General features: G+C 51.5%; 5 protein-coding genes. All 5 read right to left on the bottom strand.

Annotated features, from left to right (window positions below; translation table 11 throughout):
* Positions 1-1,011: tetratricopeptide repeat protein (locus VIM87_RS22845; protein ID WP_331999245.1), on the bottom strand; the 1,011-nt coding region annotated here is incomplete at its 3' end.
* A 3-nt stretch (positions 1,012-1,014) separates the two neighbouring features.
* Entirely contained in the window at positions 1,015-1,458 is a 444-nt protein-coding gene (gene dut / locus VIM87_RS22850) for a dUTP diphosphatase (protein WP_089920450.1), read from the bottom strand.
* 267 nt (positions 1,459-1,725) lie between these two features.
* Positions 1,726-2,211, bottom strand: coding sequence for a 2-C-methyl-D-erythritol 2,4-cyclodiphosphate synthase (gene ispF, locus VIM87_RS22855; protein ID WP_331999246.1), 486 nt, complete (start codon positions 2,209-2,211; stop codon positions 1,726-1,728).
* A gap of 9 nt (positions 2,212-2,220) precedes the next feature.
* Positions 2,221-3,399 (bottom strand): type IX secretion system outer membrane channel protein PorV, encoded by a 1,179-nt coding sequence (porV, locus tag VIM87_RS22860; protein ID WP_331999247.1) that lies wholly within the window; start codon positions 3,397-3,399, stop codon positions 2,221-2,223.
* 107 nt (positions 3,400-3,506) lie between these two features.
* The coding region (gene porU / locus VIM87_RS22865) for a type IX secretion system sortase PorU (protein WP_331999248.1) at positions 3,507-5,868 on the bottom strand (2,362 nt) is incomplete at its 5' end.

Raw genomic sequence — 5,868 nt, forward strand, 5'->3', positions numbered from 1 at the left:
GTCCAGCATATCGGCCTGGGAGTACATGTCGGCTTCTAAGGCATACGCCTTGGCCTCTGTGGGATGGGCCTGTATCACCAGGCGGGTAAGCTGCAGGCCTTCTTTCAGCTTGGTGCTGTCCAGCGTCATCATTTGCAGGTACGGATATACGAACGCTACTTTTTCGTCAATGCTGTAATCCGGGTTGGCAAATGCTTTGGTAAGGTACTGCCAGTACACCGTGCTATCCCCGCGCTGTTTGGCATAATTGGCCAGGGCTATCAGGGAGCGGGCGTTATTGGGATCTTTGGTAAGAATAGTATCATAAATACCAGTGGCTTCCTGCACCCGGTCGTTGGCATCATACACATCGGCCAGCAGCTGGTAGTAGCGTACTTCTGCCGGGTTCTGATCAATGAGCTTGCGTATTTCAGCGGCGGCTTCCTCTACCTTGCTTTGTTTCAGCAGCAGGCGCTGCTTCTGGTACACCAGCTCTTCTACTATGCCCGTTTTTTCTTCCAGCTTGTCAAATACAGCCAGGGCCTCATCTGTTTTACCGGCTTTGCTTAGCAGCATGGCTTTGTTGAACAGGTAATCCTCGCTTTCGGGGTACTGCCGGCTCAGGCGGTCGTACACCACAGCGGCGCTGTCGAACATTTGGTTCATGCCCAGCGCATCGGCCAGGGCCAGCTGAAACCAGCGGTTGGTAGTATCCATGGCTGCTGCCCGGCGTGCAAAGCCCAGCGCATAGGAAGGGTTGTTCACCTCCATAAAAAGGCGCGACAGCTCGTAAAATACGGTTGGATTTTGCCGGTTCAGGCGCAGGTAATCGGAAAATTGTGTGATAGCGGTTTTATAGTCGCCCAGCATTTTGGAGCGCTGTGCGGCAAAGAACAAGCTGTCTGACCGCTGCTGTATAATGGTAGGATCTTTTATTGCACGCACATTCCCGGTAGCCGTGTGTTTTGTACTACTGCACGCGCCCCAGGTAAGGGCGCATCCTAATCCTATAACGGTAATCAATACACGCATTCCTCAGGATTTTCCGGTGTGTCCGAAACCACCATGCCCGCGGTCTGTTGTTGTTAATATCTCTACTGCTGCCAGGGTAACCCGGGTTACGGGTGCAATGACCATTTGCGCAATACGGTCGCCGGGAGCGATGGTTTGTGGTTCGTTGGATAAGTTGATGATAATCACCTTGATCTCGCCCCGGTAGTCGGCATCAATAGTGCCCGGGGTATTGAGCAGGGTAAGCCCCTGTTTAATGGCCAGGCCGCTGCGCGGCCTTAATTGTGCCTCATAACCTTCCGGCAGTTCCATGAATAAACCGGTAGGGATCAGCGACCTTTCCAGCGGTTGCAGCGTCATTGCTGTTTCCAGGTGCGCCCGCAGGTCCATTCCTGCTGCATCGGCAGTGGCATAGGATGGTAGCTCATTGGCCGACCGGTTAATGATCTTTACTATTATTTCAGCCATTTGACAAAGATAGCATTAATGGTCAATAGTCGATGGTCCGGGGCCCATGGACTGCCATTTTTAACAATTACGAATTAGTCAATTACGAATTACGAACTTGAATAGTACGCATAATAACATAGTCCGGGAAAAGGCAGGGAGAAATTAGATAGGGGTTAATAGAGCCAACGCTTAATTACCTGATTGTCAAAACAATTCCATTCCATTTCCGTGAATAGCATTCACGGAAAGTACCCAATTCGTAATTCGTAATTGACTAATTCGTAATTAAACGCTCGCTTCCAGCAGCACGCTGGCCAGCGCCACCACCCCTTCTTCCCGGCCTACAAAGCCCAGCTTTTCGGTGGTGGTAGCTTTAATGGATACATCGTCCACCGTAAGGTGCAGAATGCCCGCTATGGCCTCCCGCATCTGGGGTACATAAGGTTTTATTTTGGGCGCCTGCAGGCACAGGGTGCTGTCTATATTCACCACCTGGTAGCCCTTTTCTGCGATCAGCTCCGCGCAGCGGGCCAGCAGCAGCTTACTGTCAATATTTTTGTAGGTATTATCCGTGTCGGGGAAGTGTACGCCAATATCTCCCAGGCTCAGGGCGCCCAGCATGGCATCGCAAATAGCGTGCAGCAGCACATCTGCATCGCTGTGGCCCAGCGCGCCTTTATGGTGCGGCACCAATACGCCGCCCAGCCAAAAGTCGCGCCCTTCTGTAAGTTGATGGAAATCTATGCCTTGTCCTATACGTATCTTAGCCATGAATAGTTATTACCAGTTACTGGCGCTGCCGCTATCTCCCTCGTTCCTGGTAAGGTCAAAGGTCAGGGTAAAGCGCAGGGTGTTGGAAAGCGGGTTCCGTTGAATACCGGTACCAGAGGGCACCAGGTAAGAGAAGTTCAGGCCAAATACATCGTACTTAATGCCTATACCTGCTGTGAAATATTTACGGTTGCCTTTGTATTTATTCTCGTTATAATAACCGGCGCGTACGGCAAACGTGTTGTTATACCAGTACTCTGCACCTAAGGAGAACATCAGCTCCTTCAGCTCTTCGCTGAAGCCGCCCGGCGCATCGCCAAAAGAGGTGAAAATAGATTCTACCACACCTTTATCGCGGTAAGCGCCGCTGCTGTCCGGGGTGGGCACCAGCAGCTTATTGATATCCAGGGCAAAGGTTACTTTATTGTATTCATCCAGGCCCAGGGTGTAAGCAGTACCTAACCCCAGGTTGGTAGGAATAAAGTCTTTGTATTGGGCAGATTGGGTGTACGATATTTTAGTACCTACGTTCGTAATGGCCAGGCCCACATTCCAGGTGTTCACACGGCCATCATCCTTTTCATAATCTTTAGTGTAAAAGAGCGATACATCGCCGGCAAATGCTTTACCGGGGCGTATCACACGGCCATTGATATCGCCATTGGCCAGGTTGGAGTAAATATAGCGGAGGGCTACACCTACGGAAAAGTTATCGGATAATTTACGGGCATAACCGGCATCAAAAGCCAGCTCACGCGGACGGTAATCGTAGGTGGGCGTACCGGTGATATCCGTAAAGTTGATGGTACCTAAAGAAAAGTAACGCAGGGAAGCGCCTACAGCCTCCAGGTCGTTCAGCTTATAATAACCGCTCAGGTTAGCCAGGAACACATCGTTCACCAGCTCTTTTAACCAGGGGGTATAGGTAACGGATACGGATGAATTAGCGGTGGCAAAAGGCAGCTTGGACAGGTTCCAGTAATTGGAGTTAGCGTCCGGCGAAAGGGCTACACCTACATCGCCCATAGCGCCGCTTCTTGCGTCAGGGGAGATCCGTAAGAACGGTACGGCGGTATTAATAGTATTGGTACGGCCGTCGATGTCACCAGTGCCGATCTGGGCTGAGGTTTTTAAACTGATGATTGTGCAGTATACGAACACAAGGCTCAATGTTACCTTACGGATCATGTAATTTCTATATTTGAAACGAGGTGTAAAAATAATGCCTAATTTATAATAATCAAGAAAATGGGGCCGGCCAGGGATGCTGAAATTAATGTTTTTTTGCATAGGTTTTAGAATAAGATCAGTTTTCCTCCTGAAATTTTAGTTTTTAGTTTAGTGCTGACAGTCAACCTGTAAAAGTAAATTCCAGGTGGAAGTTTGGCTCCGGAGTCGGCAGTACCATTCCAAAGCATGCCATCATAACGGTTACCGGTTGCATTTATTGTTTGCCGCTTTGTTTTTACCAGCTGCCCGGACACGGTAAAAACCTGCAAGGTAACATCTAATTCCTGCCCCTGCTGGTTATGTGTAAAAAAGAATCTTGTTTCTGTCGTGAACGGGTTGGGATAGTTACCTGCCTCCGGTATATCCAAAGTGCCTGCGCCTGCCACCACAAACTGTAAAGTAACCGTGGTGGAGTTGTTATACGTATCCCATGCCTTAATGGTAAGGGTGTGCGGCCCTTCGGCCAGATTATAGAACGGAAAGCGGATGGCGCCACCCCTGTAATCGTTCAGCTTAGCGGTATAAAAGTCGTTCAGCACAAAATACTGGCTGGCCGTATCCAACACCGCAACCATATCATGGCCAATACCGTAGCCGGAAGTATTAATACCGCTGCTGTCATACAGGTTTACCAGCAGCACCGGGTTTGGCCCTGTGATACCGCCGTTGCGGAATAATTCGGTATCTAAAAAAGCCTGTACCTGCGGCCCGGTAGTATCCAGGGGCGCATTGGCTGCCGTACCGCCTACCTGGTAGCCATCAAAATACCCGCCTGCATCTGCCTGCTCATTAGCCGCATAATAGCTGATCTTACCAGCGCCGGGTTTATAATCAATATCCTTGGGCACAATGAAGGTGAAGCTGAACTGCCCGTTCTGTATGCTTTGCTGCCCGCGGAACAACACCTGCTGTTGCAGGGTGTAATCTGCCGGTTCGCTGCCAGCATCATTCCCGCGGGTGCGCAGGGTTACGGGTTTATCATACACCGCTACATCCAGTGTGCCGTTAAAGCTGGTCAGGGGCTGGCCCTGCTCATCTTCCAGGTGGCCTTTTACCACATATTTTCCCAGGGCTTTAAGGGTATCTGTTACCTGCGTAACATCCTGCCCGTTAATGGAGTCTGTAACTACGTGGTACCGGGGAAAGGCCAGCGTTAGCGCCGGATCGCCCAGCAGCTGGAACTTGCGGTTATTGGCTACATCGCTGTAATTGGTATAGGTAAGGTTCTTACCCAGCATAGCCGCTTCTCCCAGGCTGGGCATATGCCCGTTGGCCAAAGGCGTAAAGGCCATTTGCAGGTAATTGGTGTTCATAACCCGGTTTGAGTAGGCAAATACGGCCCGTGTAGTGGTCATAAGCGCAATGGCGCCACCAGTGGGCTGCAGCACCAGCTGCTCACCCAGGGAGTTATAGGCCGGGTTATCAAAAGGCGCAAAATCGCAGGTAGCGGTGATCATCAGCGGCAGGTGCTGCGCATTATTCCAGGTTTTAATGGAGCTGCCATCTACCACCACTTCCTCGGCCAGGCGGGAGTAGCTGCCATGGCCGGTGTAGTTCCATACCAGGTTACCGCTGCTCATCTGGCGCTGTATCTCACTGTTCACGGCCGGGTAGCGGCTGCCGCCTGCAGAGGGTACTTTGGGATAGGCATCCAGGTATATCTTATCCGGAATACCCTGGCGCCAGGTTTGAGCGGCCATCCCGCTTACTTCCTCTGCATCCTGCAGGTGCAGGTTATCGTCCCCGTCATCTGCCACAAAGGTGAAGTGGTTGCGCCAGGGGCCAAAGTTTGCCGGGTTATGGTAACCCATTATCTTATCCACCACCTGCTGAGCCTGGGCGGCTGTTTGCACGGGCAGGCGGCCAATGGCAATATCCAGCAGGTTGCGTGTATTAATGTCCGTTATGTTATCCGCATCATCCAAAAAACCAAAGAAATCATCGGATGGGTAGGAGTTTATAAAATCCAGCGAGGCATCGCTTTCCCAGGTGGGCACCAGGTTTGTGTTAGCGTTTATGCGGTGGCGGTAGTCAAAAGAAGCATCGCCAAACAGCAGTAAATAACGCGGCCCTTTGCCATTGCTCCCGGCACGGTCATAGAACATTTTCACAAAATCACGTATAGCCGTGGGGTCGGGTGTGCCCGAAGCAAATTCATTATAAATATCCGGCACCAGGGCTACCTGTACCTGCAGCTGGTCATGGGCGGTATGGTAAGCCGCCAGCCGGTCTGCTGCCGCTTTAAAGGCCGGGATGGTAATAATGAGCATATCTGCGGCTGCGCTGCCATGCAGGTCCTGGTTAGGCACGGTGCCCGCAAAGGCCGGCTGGGGCAGCCGGGCGGGGTCAAAGGCTACATATTCCCGCAGGGTGGCTGCATCCCGCACAAACTGCAGCTGATTGCCGCTGCGCTGCACAGGTATAGCC

The organism is Chitinophaga sp., assembly GCF_036569125.1.
Lineage (GTDB): Bacteria > Bacteroidota > Bacteroidia > Chitinophagales > Chitinophagaceae > Chitinophaga.

What these genes read in the sequence shown, in the direction of transcription:
- porV (WP_331999247.1), bottom strand. Translation starts at nt 3,399, where the DNA reads ATGATCCGTAAGGTAACATTGAGCCTTGTGTTCGTATACTGCACAATC.
- ispF (WP_331999246.1), bottom strand. Translation starts at nt 2,211, where the DNA reads ATGGCTAAGATACGTATAGGACAAGGCATAGATTTCCATCAACTTACA.
- dut (WP_089920450.1), bottom strand. Translation starts at nt 1,458, where the DNA reads ATGGCTGAAATAATAGTAAAGATCATTAACCGGTCGGCCAATGAGCTA.